Origin of the sequence: Novosphingobium sp. 1529 (genome assembly GCF_040544855.1) — a bacterium.
Taxonomy (GTDB): Bacteria; Pseudomonadota; Alphaproteobacteria; order Sphingomonadales; family Sphingomonadaceae; genus Novosphingobium; species Novosphingobium capsulatum.
This window is the reverse complement of the sequence record NZ_JBEPKW010000003.1, coordinates 451,568-466,823: the sequence shown is the minus strand read 5'-3', so window position 1 is coordinate 466,823 and position 15,256 is coordinate 451,568. Positions and strand designations below refer to the sequence as shown.

At 66.0% G+C, this 15,256-nt stretch carries 14 protein-coding genes; 6 read left to right on the top strand and 8 right to left on the bottom strand.

Going from position 1 to position 15,256, the window contains the following annotated elements:
- Positions 1-200: 200 nt before the first annotated feature.
- The 3 genes from ABIC78_RS09940 to ABIC78_RS09930 form a co-directional block, all read right to left on the bottom strand.
- The gene (locus ABIC78_RS09940; protein WP_354489350.1) at positions 201-1,562 is read right to left on the bottom strand and encodes a malonyl-CoA decarboxylase; all 1,362 of its coding nucleotides are present in this window, start codon (positions 1,560-1,562) and stop codon (positions 201-203) included.
- A 107-nt stretch (positions 1,563-1,669) separates the two neighbouring features.
- Positions 1,670-2,860 (bottom strand): beta-ketothiolase BktB, encoded by a 1,191-nt coding sequence (gene bktB / locus ABIC78_RS09935; protein ID WP_354489348.1) that lies wholly within the window; start codon positions 2,858-2,860, stop codon positions 1,670-1,672.
- Between the two features lie 21 nt (positions 2,861-2,881).
- Positions 2,882-3,289, bottom strand: a complete 408-nt coding sequence (locus tag ABIC78_RS09930) for a nuclear transport factor 2 family protein (protein ID WP_107715219.1) — start codon at positions 3,287-3,289, stop codon at positions 2,882-2,884.
- A 155-nt stretch (positions 3,290-3,444) separates the two neighbouring features.
- On the opposite strand from ABIC78_RS09930, the gene ABIC78_RS09925 reads away from it, so the two are divergent.
- On the top strand, positions 3,445-4,488 hold the full coding sequence (locus ABIC78_RS09925; RefSeq protein WP_354489346.1) for an NADP-dependent oxidoreductase: 1,044 nt from the start codon (positions 3,445-3,447) through the stop codon (positions 4,486-4,488).
- 31 nt (positions 4,489-4,519) lie between these two features.
- A complete protein-coding gene (locus ABIC78_RS09920) occupies positions 4,520-4,873 on the top strand; it encodes a Rieske (2Fe-2S) protein (RefSeq protein ID WP_354489344.1) in 354 nt (117 codons plus the stop codon).
- Positions 4,874-4,911: 38 nt separating this feature from the next.
- Here ABIC78_RS09920 and ABIC78_RS09915 read toward each other — a convergent pair whose 3' ends face one another.
- Positions 4,912-5,907 carry an alpha/beta hydrolase gene (locus ABIC78_RS09915; protein WP_354489342.1) on the bottom strand — a complete coding sequence of 332 codons (996 nt, stop codon included), beginning with the start codon at positions 5,905-5,907 and terminating at the stop codon, positions 4,912-4,914.
- A 16-nt stretch (positions 5,908-5,923) separates the two neighbouring features.
- Positions 5,924-7,393, bottom strand: coding sequence for a GH1 family beta-glucosidase (locus ABIC78_RS09910; protein ID WP_171796815.1), 1,470 nt, complete (start codon positions 7,391-7,393; stop codon positions 5,924-5,926).
- A gap of 295 nt (positions 7,394-7,688) precedes the next feature.
- Between ABIC78_RS09910 and ABIC78_RS09905 the strand changes: the two genes are divergently transcribed.
- Entirely contained in the window at positions 7,689-8,117 is a 429-nt protein-coding gene (locus ABIC78_RS09905) for a nuclear transport factor 2 family protein (RefSeq protein WP_171798721.1), read from the top strand.
- Positions 8,117-8,917: a ThuA domain-containing protein gene (locus tag ABIC78_RS09900; protein WP_354489340.1), complete on the top strand. Its 801-nt coding sequence runs from the start codon at positions 8,117-8,119 to the stop codon at positions 8,915-8,917. Before ABIC78_RS09905 ends, ABIC78_RS09900 begins: the two co-directional genes overlap by 1 nt.
- 79 nt (positions 8,918-8,996) lie before the next feature.
- Here ABIC78_RS09900 and ABIC78_RS09895 read toward each other — a convergent pair whose 3' ends face one another.
- Together ABIC78_RS09895 and ABIC78_RS09890 are read right to left on the bottom strand one after the other, a co-directional pair.
- Positions 8,997-9,776 (bottom strand): SDR family NAD(P)-dependent oxidoreductase, encoded by a 780-nt coding sequence (locus tag ABIC78_RS09895; RefSeq protein WP_354489338.1) that lies wholly within the window; start codon positions 9,774-9,776, stop codon positions 8,997-8,999.
- Positions 9,777-9,843: 67 nt separating this feature from the next.
- Positions 9,844-12,150: a TonB-dependent receptor gene (locus ABIC78_RS09890; protein ID WP_169048465.1), complete on the bottom strand. Its 2,307-nt coding sequence runs from the start codon at positions 12,148-12,150 to the stop codon at positions 9,844-9,846.
- Positions 12,151-12,334: 184 nt separating this feature from the next.
- Between ABIC78_RS09890 and ABIC78_RS09885 the strand changes: the two genes are divergently transcribed.
- Entirely contained in the window at positions 12,335-13,366 is a 1,032-nt protein-coding gene (locus ABIC78_RS09885) for an NADP-dependent oxidoreductase (RefSeq protein ID WP_107715445.1), read from the top strand.
- Between the two features lie 150 nt (positions 13,367-13,516).
- Here ABIC78_RS09885 and ABIC78_RS09880 read toward each other — a convergent pair whose 3' ends face one another.
- Complete coding sequence (locus tag ABIC78_RS09880; RefSeq protein WP_354489335.1) at positions 13,517-14,278, bottom strand: SDR family NAD(P)-dependent oxidoreductase; 762 nt, start codon at positions 14,276-14,278, stop codon at positions 13,517-13,519.
- A gap of 150 nt (positions 14,279-14,428) precedes the next feature.
- On the opposite strand from ABIC78_RS09880, the gene ABIC78_RS09875 reads away from it, so the two are divergent.
- Entirely contained in the window at positions 14,429-15,226 is a 798-nt protein-coding gene (locus ABIC78_RS09875) for an SDR family oxidoreductase (RefSeq protein WP_354489333.1), read from the top strand.
- Positions 15,227-15,256 lie beyond the last annotated feature (30 nt).

Below are 15,256 nucleotides of genomic sequence, written 5' to 3'. Positions count from 1 at the left end.
TTGACTTGGTTTTAGGGAGAACGGAAATCAATTCATTTTATCGTTATTCATCTGTTTCATGCATGCAAAGGCGTCAAAGTCGGCGTTGCCACGCCGCAGTCAAAGCCGAATATGTGGCGAGAATGCTGCATATGCCGCGCGCGATCGGGCAAGACGCCGTGTTGCGCCCACCATCTGGCTTAACAGAGCAGCAAAACAGGTCAGGCAGCTGGCAATACCAATTTGGCATGCGTGTGTCGCTCCGGCGCCAAGAGTGCGTGCATCGCGCCGCTGGCATTGACCACGCGGTGGCGGGCATAGGCGTTGTGGTTGGCCTCCACGCTGGCAAGATCGTAGAGGTAGTTGACCATCAGCCCCAGCGATTGCTTCATCCCGCGCGGGCTGGTGTCGGCCAGCCAGCACAGCCGCTCTACCCGCGCGCCATTGCCGACATGGAAACGCGCCACCGGATCGCGCAGCCGCCCGCGCCCATCGCGCTCGGCCAGCAGATAGCGCGCGCCCAGCCGCATCAGCGCGTGGCGGCGGGGATCATCCCCTGCCCAGCCGGCATCGGGCGCGCCTTGTGCCAGGGCCTGCCCGGCCGCCGCATCGCCCTTGGCCGCCGCATCCCGCAGCCAGCGGGCAAAGCCAGGGATCGGCGAAAGCGTCACATAGCTTTCCAGGCCGGGAAATTCGGCGCCGAGATCCTCGACCACCTGCTTGATCAGGAACTGGCCAAAGCTGATCCCGGCCAGGCCCGCCTGGCAGTTCGATATCGAATAGAACACCGCCACGCGCGCGGCTTGCGGATCGAGCACGGCGCGGTCTTGCCCCAATAGCGCGCCGATCGAATCCGGCACTTGCGCGCACAGCGCCACCTCCACGAAGATCAGCGGCTCGTCGCCAAGCGCGGGATGGAAAAAGCCATAGCAGCGCCGATCGGCCGGCAGCAGGCGGGCGCGCAGATCGTCCCAGGTGGCGATGGAATGCACCGCCTCATAGCGGATGATCCGCTCCAAGAGATCGGCCGGGCTACTCCAGTCGATGCGCCGCAGCACCAGGAACCCGCGGTTGAACCACGAGCGCAACAGATGCACGAGATCGTCTTCCAGCGGCGCGAGCATCGGGTCTTGCGGCAAGTGGCGCAGCAGATCGGCCCGCATCGCCACCAGCGCCGCCGTGCCGGCCGGCGCCTGGTTCAGCCGGCGCAAGACCTCCTGGCGCGGCGCCTCTGCCGCCCGGGTCACTGCCGACAGGCGCGCCGGGCCGGGATCGGCATCATGCGCATCGAGCGCCGCACGAATGGCCTGCGGATCGGGGGCAAAGCGCGTGGCGAGGGCGCGCAGGAACGCGTGGCGCCCGGCATCGTCGCACGCGGCATAATCGGCAAGGATGCCAGCCGCCAGATGCACGCCCGAAGACTGGCTGCGCTCTTCCAGCAGGGCTGCGGCACGATCGATGAGCGGCGCATCGGCTGGCACCGCAGCCACGCCCGGCGCACCCTTGCCGACGACCGGCCGGCGCCAGCGTTGAAACAGGCTTTCGAGAATGTCGCGGGCAAGGCGCGATCGGTCGAGCGGCATGGCGCGTGATTCTCCCAAGGCCGATATCCGGCCCTGAGATATACACTACCGCATTTAATCGCACCACCGCATACGCAATAAGGCGTTTTCAATAATCTTGCATATGATCAGGCCGCTTCGATGACCATGGCGATACCCTGCCCGCCCCCGATGCACATCGTGACCAGCGCGCGCCGGCCGCCGGTGCGGCGCAATTCATGCGCGGCTTTCACCACCAGGATCGCGCCGGTCGCGCCCACCGGATGGCCCAGGGCAATACCGCTGCCGTTGGGATTAACCCGCTCGCTATCGAACCCGAGCGTGCGCGAGACCGCCAGCGCCTGCGCGGCAAAGGCCTCGTTCGCCTCGATCACGTCGATATCGGCCAGGGTCAGCCCGGCGCGGGCCAGGGCAATCGGCACGGCCTTGACCGGGCCCATGCCCATATAGGCCGGCTCCACCCCGGCGTGGCCCCAGCTGACGATGCGCGCGATCGGCGCCAGGCCGCGCTGCTCTGCCACGCTGCGCCGCGCCAGGACCATGGCCGCCGCTCCATCGTTGATGCCGCTGGCATTGGCCGCGGTGACGGTGCCATCCTTGCGGAATGCCGGCTTCATGCCCGCCAGCGCCTCGGCCGTGGTGCCAGCGCGCGGGTGCTCGTCGGTATCGAACACCGTGGTGCCCTTGCGCGTGACCAGCTCGATCGGCAGAATCTGCTCGGCAAAGCGCCCTTCGGCAATCGCGCGCAGCGCGTGGGCATGGCCTTGCGCTGCCAGCGCATCCTGGTCCGCGCGCGAAATATCGTGGCGCGCGGCAATATTTTCCGCCGTGATCCCCATGTGGCAGCCATCGAGCGGATCGGACAGCGTTTCCACCAGCGCATCGACCAGCGTGGCATCGCCCATCTTGCGGCCCCAACGCTGGCCGTGATCGTGATAGGGCGTGTTCGACATGCTTTCCGCGCCACCCGCCAGGGTGATGTCCGCCTCGCCCAGTTGCATCATCTGCGCAGCGGAGATCACCGCCTGCAGCCCCGATCCGCACAGGCGATTGACGGTCAAGGCCGGCACCTCCACCGGCACCCCGGCCTTGAGCGCGGCGGCGCGGGCCAGATAGGCGTCCTTGCCGCTCGACGGGATCACCTGCCCCATCACCACGTGCTCCATGTCCTGCGGCGTCAGCCCGGCGCGGCGCACGGCCTCGGCCATCACGCGCGCGCCCAGCTCTGCCGCGGCAAAGCTTTTCAGCGCGCCGCCAAAATCGCCGATGGCGGTGCGCACCGGGCCAAGGATCATGATGTCGTCGGGCTTGTCGGTCATGGTCGGGATGGTCCTTGGAGGTCAGGCCAGCGCGGCGCGCTTGGCAGCAGTGGCGGCCAGCACTGGCGCCGGATCGAAGTAATAGGGAATGATCGCGCAGGCCTTGCCATCGCGAAAACGGAACAGCTCGCACAGCTCGGCCGGCGCCAGGGCGGGATCGGCAAAGCGCAGCGACAGGATCGTCACCGCGTGATTGGCGCCGGCGGTGGTTTCCACCCGGTCCATCGCCACCACATCCATCAATCCCATCACTTTGGTGAACAGGTCCTGCAGGCCCTGCACCCCGCGATAGGTGCCGGCCATGGGCAGGCCATCGGCCTCCACCACCACGAAATCGTCGGTCAGCCGCGCGGCCACGGCATCCCATTGCCCGGTGGCAGTCAGGTCATACAGTTCATCGACAAAGGCGATCATTTCGGCTGGCGTCATGGCCGGCGTTCCTCTTCCCGCTGGGTATTGCGCCATCATCGCCCCGCCCCAGCGCCACGCCACCTAGCGAAAAAGCTAGAGCGCGACGGCGGGCCAAGCGCCTATCAGGCATGGATAGACAAGAACACAACGCTGGAAGACGGATGCCTGATCAGATGACGTCTGCTGCTCACCCCACGGCCGCCCTGCCCGCAACGGTGCGCCACATCGTGTTGCGCCGCCGGCCGGTGGGCGTGCCCACGCCCGATTGCTTTGCCCTGGTGGAAACGCCCATGCCGGTGCTGGACGATGGCCAGATGCTGGTGCGCATGCGCGTCGGCTCGGTCGATCCAGCGATCCGCGGCTTCCTTGATGATCGCCCATCCTACCTGCCGCCGGTGGCGATCGATGCGCCGGTCACCGGTATGTCGCTGGGCGAGGTGGTGGCCAGCCGCCATGGCGATTGGCCGGTGGGCACGCTGGTGCGCGTGCTCGGCACCTGGTCCGATCACTATGTCATCACGCCCGATGCGCTGGGGCTAGAACGCGTTACGCCGCAACCGGGCGTGCCGCTGCGTGCCTATATGGGCGCGCTGGGGCCGGTGGGGCTAACGGCCTGGGTGGGCCTTGTCGCGGTGGGCCAGGCGCGGCCGGGCGATACCGTGCTGGTCAGCGCGGCGGCCGGCGCCACCGGCAGCACGGTGGTGCAGCTGGCGCGCGCCATGGGCTGCCGCGTGGTGGGCCTGGCTGGCGGGGCAGACAAGGCCGCGCTGGTGCAGCGCCTGGGCGCCGACGCTGCGATCGACCACCGCGTGGCGCCCGATGCGCTGGCCGCCGCGCTCGATGCCGCCGCGCCGCAGGGCATCGATGTCTATTTCGACAACGTCGGCGGCCCGCTGCTCGATCTGGTCCTGCCGCGCATGCGCGAAGGCGGACGCATCGCGCTGTGCGGGATGATCGCGCAATACAATGATGCCGATCATCCCCACGGCGTGACGCAGCTGTGGCAACTGGTGGTCAAGCGGCTGACCCTGCGCGGCTTCCTGACCTATGACCACGCCGATCGCCTGGCCGAGGCGCAGGCCATGCTCGATGATCTCCACGGCCGGGGCCAACTCGTGCCGCTCGAAAACGTCCACCACGGCTTCGAAAGCCTGCCGGGCGCGTTCATCGCCTTGATGCAGGGGCAAACCACCGGCAAGACGCTGGTGGAAATCTGACCAACCGACCACCGACAAGGAGCAACGCGCCGTGGAAGAGCAAGTCTGGCACCCGATCGGCAGCGCAGACCATATTGCCGAAGGCCAAGCCAGCGTGCACGCAGTCGGCGGCTGGCAGGTGCTGCTGACGCGCCATGAAGACGCGATCGTGGCCGTCAACGACCGCTGCACCCACGCCGCCGCGCGCCTTTCCACCGGCCGCATCCGCCGCGGCGCGCTGATGTGCCCGCTCCACGGCGCGCGGTTCGACCTGGCTGACGGCCACTGCATCGGCGGCGCCTATCCATCCCTGCGCCGCTTCCCGGTGCGCGAAAGCGATGGCGTGGTAGAAGTCGCCGTGCCCGCCACCCCGCCCGGCATGGATGAAATGCCGGTCGATCAGTGAGGGCTTCGGCTGGTCGCTGAAACCCTCAACCCTCGCGATCAGCCCTTGAACACCCCATGCCGCCGGCCAAAGGCGTGGAACAGGTCGGGCCAGGCGTGCGCAGGCACGGTTTGCGGCAGGCGCGCGCCAAAACCGTGGCCGCCTTGGTCGAAGCCGTGGAATTCGCAGGGCCGCGCCTTGGCCAGCAGCGCCTGGTACATGGCCAGGCTGTTCTGGATCGGCACCAGGCCATCGTCAGAGGCGGCGGTCAGGAACGTGGGCGGCGTATCGGCGCCCACCCGCTGTTCCACCGAGCCTGCCCGCGCGGCCGCCGCCGTGGCGCCGGGACCCAGCAGGTTGTCGCGCGAACCGGCGTGGACGAATGTCTCGCTCAAGGTGATCACCGGATAGATCAGCCCGGCGAGGTCAGGCCGCGCCGAAAGCGCGTCGGCCGCGTCGCGCGGGGCATAGGTCTGTTCGGCAAAGCGCGTCGCCAGGCTGCCGGCCAGGTGCCCGCCTGCCGAAAAGCCCAACACTGCCACCCGCGCCGGGTCGATGCCGAATTCTCCGGCGCGATGGCGCACCAGGCGGATGGCGCGCTGCATATCCTGCAAGGGCACCAGGCTGCGATCGCCCCAGCCCTCGCCCGGCAGGCGATAATAGAGGATGAAGCAGGTCACCCCGCGCTGGGTCAGCCAGTTGGCCTGCTCTTCCCCCTCGTTATCGATCGAGAGGAAGCCATAGCCGCCGCCCGGCACCAGGATCACGGCCGAGCCATCCTGATAGGCCGGCCGGCGCACCTCGATCGTGGGCGTGGCCACGCCATAGAGCCAGCGATCGTCGAACGCTGCGCTCTGGCTGCGCTGCTCGATCCGGCGCTTGGGCAAGACGGCCGGCGCGCCCGGCGCGGCACCGGGCCACAGCGGAATTGAGGGGCCGCCATAGTGGATCGCCGTGGGGCCGGCGCTCGCCTTGGGGCTGGCGGCGGCAAGCGCGCCCAGCGTGGCGAGGCCGCCAAGCAAGGCGCGGCGCGAGGGCGCGATCGTGGTGGTCATCGGTCGGTCCTTTCGCTCAGACCAGGCGATTGGTGCGGATGACTTCGCGATACCAGTCCGCGCTCATCTTGGGGGTGCGCTTCTGCGTGGCGAAATCGACGTGGTGGATGCCAAACAGCTTGGTATAGCCATCTTCCCATTCGAAATTGTCCATCAGGCTCCACAGGAAATAGCCCTTCACCGGCAGCCCCTCGCGCGTGGCGCGCTGCAGGTGGGTGAGGTAGTTGCGCAGGTACATCACGCGATCGGCGTCATAGACCTTGCCATCGGCGGCCACGGCATCATCGGCAGAACAGCCGTTTTCGGAAATGTACAGCGCCTTGGGCTTCCACAGGTCGTTGATGGTGCGCAGCCCCCAATACATCACCTCGGGCGTGACATAGAGCCAGGGCGAGGCCATGCGCGGCGACTGCGGCAGGTGCGGCAGGATCTCATAGCCGCCGGGCTTGCTGGCATCGGCGCGCACGGTGTTGCCGGTGTAGATATTGACCGAAACGAAATCGAGCGGGCTGCCGATCGCGGCCATGTCGCCGGCCTGCACTTTGGGCGCGTCCTTGCCCTGCGCGGCCAGGTAGCTGTCGATATAGCGGCCTTCCATGATGGCGGTGAGGAACATGGCGTTTTCCTCGCGCACCGCGCGCTTGACCGCGTCGATATGCTCGGGCGTTTCCAGCGCGGGCACAAAGATCGTCGCGTTGTCGGCCAGGCCCACTTGCGTGCCGGGGCGGGCATGGGCGCGGATCGCCTGCACGCCCAGGCCATGGGCCAGCACGCCATGGTGGCGCACCTGGTTAACTTCGCCCATCGGCAGCTTGAGGCCGGGCGCCTTGCCCCCGGTCATATAGCTCAGGTCGGTAAAGCAGCGCAGCTCGTTGACCGTCATGACATGCTTGACGCGGTCGGTCAGCTTGCCGGCCATGAACCCGGCATAGTCGGCAAAGGCCAGCGCGGTGTCACGGTTCTGCCAGCCGCCGGGCAGCGCGGCGGGCAGGTCCCAGTGGAACAGCGTGACATGCGGGGTGATGCCGGCGGCCAGCAGGCCATCGACCAGGCGGTTGTAGTAATCCAACCCCTTGGCATTGGGCTTGCCCTTCCCTTCCGGGAAGATGCGCGACCAAGCCACCGAAAAGCGATAGGCCTTGACGCCCAGTGCCTTCATCAGGGCAATATCCTCGGGATAGCGGTGATAGCTGTCGCACGCCACATCGCCGGTATCGCCGTGGGCAACCTTGCCGGGGGTGTGGGAAAAGATATCCCAGTTGGTGGGCCCTCGCCCGTCTTCCTTCACCGCGCCTTCGATCTGATAGGCTGCGGTGGCGCAGCCCCAGGCAAAATCGGCCGGGAATGCCAGGTCATCGCCCGCGCCCGCCGCGGTGCCGGCCGCAGTTGCGGTTTGTGCCAGCACGGGGTGCGTCCCGCCGATCGATGCGCCCAGGGCGGCCACGCCCAACCCACGGCCCAGATCGCGACGACTGATTCTGCTCATGCTGTCCTCTTCCTTGATAGTGTTCTGGCTTGGTTGTGTTCTGGCGCGAAAGTGTGCGGATCACTGCACCAGATCAGGCCGCCAGGGCCAATGCCAGGGCTGCTGCCAATCGGGCTCGAACCCCCGTATTCTCGGCAATGGTTACGCTATCATTGCCCCTGCTGACAATGCCTGTGTTTGACAAAATCGATTGCCGCGCGCTCACCGGCCGTGCGCCGCCTGTGCAATCCGCTAGGCGCCGTGGCCCTGCCCCCCGGCTATGGTCGGCGCCAAAGCCATAACGGGAGAGACCCCCATGCCCTTTGCCGGCCCCGCCGAAGATCGCCTGGCCTTGCGCGAACTGCTTGAAACCTATGCCGATGCGGTCACGCGCTGCGATGCGCAGGCCTGGGGGGAAACCTGGGCCGAGGATGCGCAATGGTCGCTGCCCGATTATCCCGAAATTGGCACCACCCAGGGCCGCGCCGCGATCGTGGCGATGTGGGTGGAAGCGATGAAGCATTATCCCGGCATCATGTTCGAAGCCTGGCCCGGCAGCATCGTGGTCGATGGCGATCGCGCCACGCTGCGGTCCTACACCGCCGAGGTCTATGACTGGCCCGATGGCGTGCACCGCGATCGCGGGCAGTATGACGATGAATGCATCCGCATCGATGGCCGCTGGTATTTCAAAGCGCGCACGTTCCGCAACATCCATCGGCAGATCGCGCCCAAGGGGTTGTAATGCCTATCATTCGCCATCATGCCGGGCTGCGCGCGCTGGTGGCGGTGCGTGGCCATCCGTTTGATCGCACCGGCTTTGATGCCATGTTCCAGGCGATGGACGGCGTCAGCGCGACGATGGTGGACCAGCCCGCCGCCGCCCTGCTGATGAACCCCGATGGCATGGCCGAATTCGACGTGCTGGTGCTCTACGACATGCCCGGCCTCGATTTCGAAGCAACCGAGCCGCCCGCCATGCTCGCACCCTCGCCGCAGTTGCAGGCCGGCTTTCGCGCGCTGCTGGAGCAGGGCAAGGGCGTGGTGGCGCTGCACCATGCGCTGGCGGCCTGGCCCACCTGGGCCGACTATCATGAATGGCTGGGCGGCCAGTTCCTGTACCGGCCGGCCATGGTGCGCGGCCAACTTGCGCCCGACAGCGGCTATCGCCACGATGTGGCCTATACCGCCCAGACCCATGCTCATCCCGTTACCCACGGAATCCCCACGGAATTTCCTGTGGTGGACGAGCTTTACCTGGCGCAGGTCTTTGCCGATGAGGTGGTGCCGCTGCTCACCTGCGATGCGCCGTTCACGCGCGATCACTTCTGGTCGGCAGACCTTGCGGTGCGCGGCGCGATGTTTGCCAACCACGGCTGGGACCATCCGCTCGCGCCACCGCTGATCGGCTGGGCCAAGCAGGCGCTGGCCAGCCGGCTGGTCTATCTCCAGCCCGGCGATGGCCCCGGCGCATGGAACAGCGCGCCCTATCGCGCCTTGCTGGAAAACGCGATGCGCTGGGTGGCGCACCAAGACCTGCGTTAAGCCAATATACTACGTCACCCCGGACTTGGCCCGGGGTGACAGTGGTGAAAAAGAGCCTCAGCTGCTGCCCCGTATGCCCTCAGCGCGCGGTCATCCCGCCGTCCACCACGAACTCTGCGCCGGTGATATAGCGTGCCTCGTCCGACGCGAGGAACAGGTTCATGTTAGCGATATCTTCGGGCGCGCCCATATAGCCCATCGGCACCAGGCCCATCACCGCGTCATAGTTGGCGGCATTGTCTTCCAGCGCCACGCCCTGGATATTGGTGGCGATCATGCCGGGATGCACGGTGTTGCAGCGGATGCCATCGGCGGCGCCTTCCAGCGCGACGACCTTGGAAAACAGCCGCACCCCGCCCTTGCTGGCGGCATAGGCGGCGCAGCCCGGCACGCCGATCAGCCCGGCGACCGACGAAATGTTGATGATCGATCCGCCGCGCGCGCGGCCATCGGCGCCCGGGCGGCGCATCATCACAAACGCGCGTTGCGTGCCCTGGAACACGCTGTTGAGGTTCACGTCGTTCTGCCGCAGCCAATCGGCCGTGGTCACCTTGTCAAACTCGCCCAGCACGGCGATGCCGGCATTGTTGACGATAATGTCGAGCGCCCCATCGGCGGCATCGATCGCGGCGATCACGCGATCCCAATCGGCTTCCGATGTCACGTCGTGCGCCAGGGCCGTGGCCACCCCGCCGGCATCACGGATCGATTGCGCCACCTGTTCCGCGCCGGCCAGATCGCGATCGGTGACATAGACCCGCGCGCCTTCCTGGGCAAAGCGGATGGCCGTGGCACTGCCCAGCCCGGGCACCGATGCCCCGCCGGTAACGAGGGCGATCTTGCCTTCCAAGCGCTTCATGCTGTTTCCTTTCTTGTGCGACCTTGGCAGGGGCCGGGACCAGGCGCGGCCCGATCCCGACCGGCCATCAGAACTTGAAACCGATCGTGCCGCCATAGGTGCGCGGTTCGAGCGCCATGCCGAACGACCACAGCCCCGCCACGGTAAAGGCATGGGTGGTGGTGCGGATATCGGCAAGGTTGCGCCCGAACACGCGCAGATAGGCATCAGTCTTGTTGATCTTGAAATTGAGCGTCAGGCTGGCATCGACCAGGTCCTGCGTCACCGTGCGCACGCGCGCATCGTTGCCGCTCACGATCTGGCCAGGCGTGCCCAGTGCCGTGGTGCCCGCCGCGCTCGATGCGATCGAGATCTGCTCGTCATAGGGGCTGATGTGGCGCCACGACAGCGAGCTGACCACGCTGCCGAAATCGGTGGGGACGGTATAGTCGCCGCTGATCGAGCCCGAGAACGTGGGCGCATAGATCAGGCGGTTGGCGGTGTAATCGAACGGCGTGATCGTGGTACCGACCAGGCCGCCCACCACGAAGCGGCGGAAGTGCGACTGCATCAGCGCGGCCGAGGCCGTGATCTTGAAGTTGGAGCTGACGCGCAGCGAGCCGTCGAACTCGATCCCCTTGATCAGCGCGCCGCCCGGCACGTTGCTGGTGATCGTCTGGTTGCCGGTGGAGCAGGCGCACGGGATCGTCGTGTTCTGCTGCATGTTCTTGTAATCAGAGATATAGCCGGCCAGGTTGATGTTCAGGCGGTGATCGAACAGATCAAGCTTGGCACCCACTTCATAGGAATCGAGCGTTTCGGGCTGGAACGGCCGGGTGGCATAGTTCGCGTCGCCCGCGCGCGGGCTGAACCCGCCGGAACGATACCCGCGCGACCAGCTGGCATAGAACATCGCATCGGAATTGGGGCGATAGTCGATGCCCACCTTGGGCGTGAACTTGGAGAAGTTGGCCGAACCAGGCGGGAACGGCGCCCCCAGGAAGCCATTGGCCAGGTACTTGTAATCGTGCGACCAGCGCCCGCCGAACGACAGGCGCACCTTGTCGATGATCGCCCAGTTGAAATCGGCAAACGCGGCATAGCTTTCCGACTTGGCGTTTTCGATCTGCGGCGCGGCGTCAAACGTGCACGGCGGGGTGTTGGGGGAAAAGCCGAACACGCGCGAGCACTGCTTGAAATCGTACTTGCTGTTGAAATAGAACCCGCCGATCACATAATCCAAACCCTGGATCAGGTTGCCGGCGGCGCGCAGTTCCTGGCTCCACTGCGTGTAGTTCTGGATACGATCGACGTAATAGAGATCGGTGGACGAACCGTCGAAATCCTGGGTCTGCCGCTCGGCGCTGTGACGCCAGCCGGTGATCGAGGTCAACTTAACGCTGCCCAGGTTATAGTTCATTTCCAGCGTGGCATCGGGGGCGTGATAGGTGCTGAGCGCCGGCTGGCCAAACGTGGTATAGAGATCGGTGGTGGTGTTGCGGTTGCATTCCTGCGCCGGCTCGAACGCGCAGAACACTTCGCCGGTCTTGGCCAGGTTGCTCACCACCGGCACGAACGACTGGATCACGTTCTCGATAGTGAACTGCGCGGTGAAATCGGAATCGGCCGGCTTGAACAGGATCGTGCCACCAAAGCTGTCACCCTTGGAAGCGCCGTCAGAGCGGTTGTAGGTGGCGTTGTGATAGAAACCATCGCTCTGGTTGTGGAAATACCACAGCTTGAGGCCCAGGGTTTCGCCATTGCCGAAATTGCCGATCGCCTTGCCCGACCAGGTATTCCAGCGACCATAGGTGAACTCGGCCTTCATGCCCGCGGTCATGGTCGGCTTGCTGCGCGTGATATTGACCACGCCGCCGATGGTATTGGCGCCAAACAGCGTGCCCTGCGGCCCGCGCAGCACTTCGATCTGGGCAATATCGAACGCGTCCTGCAACTGGCCGGTGTTGGTGCCGATGGTCACGCCATCGACGACCACGCCGACCGTCGGCGTCTGGCTCTTTTCGATGTCGGCATAGGTCAACCCGCGGATCGACAGGTTGGCCGCCTGGGCACCGGAATTCTGCTGAGTGATCAGCAGGCCGGGCGCCGCGCCCTGCAGATCGCCGATATTCACCGCGGCCTTGTTTTCCAGCATCGCGGCATTGACCGCGGTGATCGCCACCGGCGTGGTCTGCAGCGATTCCGCGCGGCGGCGGGCGGTCACGATGATGGCGTTGGTGTCTTGCGACACGGCGCTATCGGCCTGCGGGGCAGCATCGGCCGCCGGCGCTTGCGGCGCAGGCGCCCCTTCGGCCAGGGCCAGCCCAGGGAACAGCGGCACGCTGACCCCGGCCAGAAGCACGCACGCAGCACGATTGGCAAAGCAGCCTTTCATCCTCTCACTCCCCCAGTATCTTTATCCCGCAGGGTTCTTGCCCCTTGATGATGAGAACCTATGCCGGGGAGGGCACGCACACCTACTGCAACAAATCATAGGTGCTTGCCCCGGGGTTTGGGCCAAGCTGCAAGCGCATGATCGGGGCTGGCCAAGGCAGCCCCGCCGGATTGGGAGAGCAATGATGAACCCCCTGGAAAATCGCCGTTTCCTGTTGCAACGGCGCCCACACGGCACACCACAGCGCGATGACTTCCACCTGGAAACCGGCGCCGTGCCAGCTGCCCCGCAAGGCGGCATGGTAGTGCGCAACCATTTCATCTCGCTCGATCCGGCGCAGCGCGGATGGATGGACGATGCGCCCAGCTACATGCCGCCGATCGCGCTGGGCGATGCCGTGCGCGCCACCACGGTGGGTCGGGTGCACGAGTCGCGCAATCCGGATTTCGCGGTGGGCGACTGGGTGCTGGGCCTTAACGCGATCGAGGATTACTCGGTGGTCACCCCCGGCGGCTTTACCAGCAAGATCGACGTGTCGATCGTCGATAGCCCCTCGCGCTATCTCTCGGCCGTGGGCGCCGTGGGCCTGACGGCCTATTTCGGGCTTACCGATGCAGCGTCACCGCGCGCCGGAGAAACCCTTCTGGTTACTGGCGCTGCCGGGGCGGTAGGATCGATGGTGGGCCAGATCGGCAAGATCCTGGGCCTTAGGGTCATCGGCATTGCCGGCGGCGCGGAAAAGTGCCGCCGGCTGGTGCAGGACTACGGCTTTGACATGGCAATCGACTACAAGGACGCGCACGGGGCCAAGCCGGTCGACGCCCTCTCAGCCGAAATCGCCGCTGCCGCGCCGCAGGGGGTGGATATCCTGTTCGAAAACGTCGGCGGAGACGTGATGGATGCGGTGCTGATGAACCTGGCGCTGCACGCCCGCGTGGTGCTGTGCGGGTTGATCAGCGAATACAACGCCCCGGAAAAGATCGGCATTCGCAACCTGTGGCAGGTGATCGTGAAACAGGCGACGATCAAGGGCTTCCTGATCGCCGGCTATGTCCCCCGCTTTGCCGAAGGCGGCGCGGCCGTGGCGCAATGGATCGGCGAAGGGCGCCTGCGCGTGGACGAGGATATCCAGCACGGCCTGGAAAACGCCTATGACGCATTCATGCGCCTGTTCACTGGCGCCAACACCGGCAAGCTGGTGCTGGCGGTGGAGTGAGGGGCGTAAACTCCCCCCCCCCTCCTCTTCAGAGGAGGGGGGTCGGGGGGTGGTGGAAAGGTAGTGCAAGGCTTCGCACCACCCCCGACCCCTCCTCTGAAGAGGAGGGGAGAAATCGCTTCACCCCCCAAACGCACAACCCCCAAAACCTCAGAACTGTACACGCTTGGTATAGCCGCCATCGATCACCACATTGGTTCCCGTGGTGAAAGACGATGCCGGGCTAGCCAGGAACACCACGGTGCGCGCCACTTCTTCCGGCCCGCCCCAGCGGCCCAGCACGAACTGCGCCTGCGTGGCGGCATAGAGTTCGGGCATGACACCCTCGATCGCTTCCCAGTTGCCGCCGGGAAAACGGATCGGGCCCGGTGACACACTGTTGACGCGAATGCCCTTGGCGCCCAGCGCCTGGCTCAACTGCCCGGCATGCACCAGCAGCGCGCCCTTGAGCGCGTTATAGCCCTGCGGCACGATGAAGGTTTCCACGCCGGCCGTGCTGGCCGTGACCACGATGCTGCCCTCACCCGAGGCGGCCAGTGCCTCTTCCAGCACCTCCACCCCGATGACCAGGCCCATGATGTCGTAATCCAGGCTCTTTTGCCAATCGCCCGTCGCGCCCGCGCCGCTGGTAGAGATCATCGGCACGAAGATATCGCATCCGCCCAGCGCGTCGCGCGCCTGCGCCAGCCACGCGCGATAGGCATCGTGGCCGCTTTCCATGTCGAATGCGCTGCCAAATATCTTGCCGCCATGCGCGGCCAGCGCCGCGGCGGTTTCGGCCACCTGTTCGGCATTGCGCGAACAGAACGCGACATCGGCGCCTTCTGCGGCGAACAGCTCTACCGTGGCGCGGCCGATGCCCCGGCTGCCGCCGGTGAGGATTACCTTTTTCCCCTTGAGTCCCAGATCCATGTTCTCGTTCCTTTCGGACGCGCACGCCGCGCCATGATAGCAGGATCAAACTGGCGCATCGCCCCGGCCGCGCTCCACTGCCCTTTTGGAGAGGAATGGCCTGCGCGTGCCTGTGTTAGCAAGCGGGCAAACGTCATGCGGGAGAGAGCGATGGGCAGGTTGGACGGCAAGCGCGCCGTGGTTCTGGGCGCGAGCAGCGAAGGCAACATGGGCCAGCACATCGCCCGCCGTTTTCTGGACGAAGGCGCACAGGTTCTGGTCGCCGGGCGCAAGGAAAGCGTGCTCGCCGATTTTGCCAGTGCCCATGCGTGCCACTGGGCGGCGTGCGACATCACCAGCCCGGAAAGCCTTGCCGCGATGGCCGATGCGGCGGTTGGCGCGATGGGCGGGGTGGATATTGCCGTCAACGCCACCGGCTGGGGCCTGCTCAAGCCGTTCCTCGATACCACGCGCGACGAACTCGATACCATCACCGCGCTGCAATACATCGGCCCGTTCCAGTTCTACCAGGCGATGATCCGCAAGATGGCGCGCAGCATGGGCGGCACCGGCGGCAGCCTGATCCAGATCAGCAGCGCCACAGCCACGATCATGCTCAACGATCACGCCGCCTACATGGGCACCAAGGCCGGCACCGACCATGTGGTGCGCTGCGTGGCACACGAATTTGGCGAGGAAGGCATCCGCGCCAACTCGATCTCGCCGGGCCTTACCGAAACACCGATGACCGCCGAGGCCAAGGCCGTGCCCGGCCTGTTCGACAGTTTCCTGGCGGGCTATCCGCTGGGCCGCATCGGCACGAGCGACGATATCGCCGCCGCCGCCGTGTTCCTGGCCAGCGACGAATGCTTCATGACGGGGGAAAACCTCCAGGTAAACGGCGGCCTTACCTTGCGGCGCAACCCCACCCGCGCGGAAATGGCCGCGGCCATGGCCAACGGCGGCTGAAAAAGACCGCCCGCTGCCATCTGGTTTCGC

Coding starts and splice junctions, on each gene's coding strand:
- ABIC78_RS09890 (WP_169048465.1), bottom strand. CDS start 12,150: ATGAAAGGCTGCTTTGCCAATCGTGCTGCGTGCGTGCTTCTGGCCGGG.
- ABIC78_RS09930 (WP_107715219.1), bottom strand. CDS start 3,289: ATGACGCCAGCCGAAATGATCGCCTTTGTCGATGAACTGTATGACCTG.
- ABIC78_RS09895 (WP_354489338.1), bottom strand. CDS start 9,776: ATGAAGCGCTTGGAAGGCAAGATCGCCCTCGTTACCGGCGGGGCATCG.
- ABIC78_RS09905 (WP_171798721.1), top strand. CDS start 7,689: ATGCCCTTTGCCGGCCCCGCCGAAGATCGCCTGGCCTTGCGCGAACTG.
- ABIC78_RS09915 (WP_354489342.1), bottom strand. CDS start 5,907: ATGACCACCACGATCGCGCCCTCGCGCCGCGCCTTGCTTGGCGGCCTC.
- ABIC78_RS09940 (WP_354489350.1), bottom strand. CDS start 1,562: ATGCCGCTCGACCGATCGCGCCTTGCCCGCGACATTCTCGAAAGCCTG.
- bktB (WP_354489348.1), bottom strand. CDS start 2,860: ATGACCGACAAGCCCGACGACATCATGATCCTTGGCCCGGTGCGCACC.
- ABIC78_RS09900 (WP_354489340.1), top strand. CDS start 8,117: ATGCCTATCATTCGCCATCATGCCGGGCTGCGCGCGCTGGTGGCGGTG.
- ABIC78_RS09885 (WP_107715445.1), top strand. CDS start 12,335: ATGAACCCCCTGGAAAATCGCCGTTTCCTGTTGCAACGGCGCCCACAC.
- ABIC78_RS09925 (WP_354489346.1), top strand. CDS start 3,445: ATGACGTCTGCTGCTCACCCCACGGCCGCCCTGCCCGCAACGGTGCGC.
- ABIC78_RS09880 (WP_354489335.1), bottom strand. CDS start 14,278: ATGGATCTGGGACTCAAGGGGAAAAAGGTAATCCTCACCGGCGGCAGC.
- ABIC78_RS09875 (WP_354489333.1), top strand. CDS start 14,429: ATGGGCAGGTTGGACGGCAAGCGCGCCGTGGTTCTGGGCGCGAGCAGC.
- ABIC78_RS09910 (WP_171796815.1), bottom strand. CDS start 7,393: ATGAGCAGAATCAGTCGTCGCGATCTGGGCCGTGGGTTGGGCGTGGCC.